The organism is Sandarakinorhabdus oryzae (assembly GCF_009733735.1).
In the GTDB taxonomy this organism is placed as follows: domain Bacteria; phylum Pseudomonadota; class Alphaproteobacteria; order Sphingomonadales; family Sphingomonadaceae; genus Sandarakinorhabdus; species Sandarakinorhabdus oryzae.
The window spans coordinates 1-674 of record NZ_WNJP01000390.1 but is presented as its reverse complement, the minus strand read 5'-3'; the positions used below and the strand labels follow the sequence as shown (position 1 = coordinate 674).

The following is a 674-nucleotide window of genomic DNA, read 5'->3' as shown; positions in this document are numbered from 1 at the left end:
ACAGTCGACGTGGTGCTCAAGAATGATCTTGTCCTGAGTCAGCGTGCCGGTCTTGTCCGTGCAGAGAACATCCATCGCGCCGAAGTTCTGAATGGCGTTGAGTCGCTTCACGACGACTTTGCGCCGCGCCATCGCTACGGCGCCCTTCGCGAGGTTCGAGGAAACGATCATCGGCAGCATTTCGGGGGTAAGTCCGACGGCGACGGCAAGGCCGAACAACAGCGCTTCCACCCAGTCGCCTTTGGTCAGGCCGTTGATGACAAAGACGACAGGAACCATGACGAGCATGAAGCGGATGAGCAGCCAGCTCACACTGTTGATGCCGCGATCGAACGCCGTTTGAGCGCGCGATCCGACGATCGCCTTGGCTAACGATCCGAAATAGGTGCGAGCACCCGTGGCAACGACAAGCGCGGTCGCCGTGCCGCTCACGACGTTGGTGCCCATGAAGCAGACGTTGGGCATGTCGAGCGCGTTCATTTCGCTGGACGCTACGCTCGCCGCGGACTTCTCGGCGACAGACCCGAGCGTGTCATACTTCTCAACAGGGATGGCCTCACCGGTGAGCACTGCCTGGCTCACAAACAGATCGCGGGATTCGATCAGCCTCACGTCTGCCGGGATCATATCCCCTGCTGAAAGACGCACGATGTCGCCGGCGACGATCTCTCGCA

The 674-nt window shown here is 60.4% G+C and carries 1 protein-coding gene; it reads right to left on the bottom strand.

The genetic code is table 11. The features are described from left to right. Window positions 1–674 (bottom strand): HAD-IC family P-type ATPase (locus GJ693_RS16475; RefSeq protein ID WP_156257284.1); only part of this gene is annotated, 674 nt, incomplete at both ends.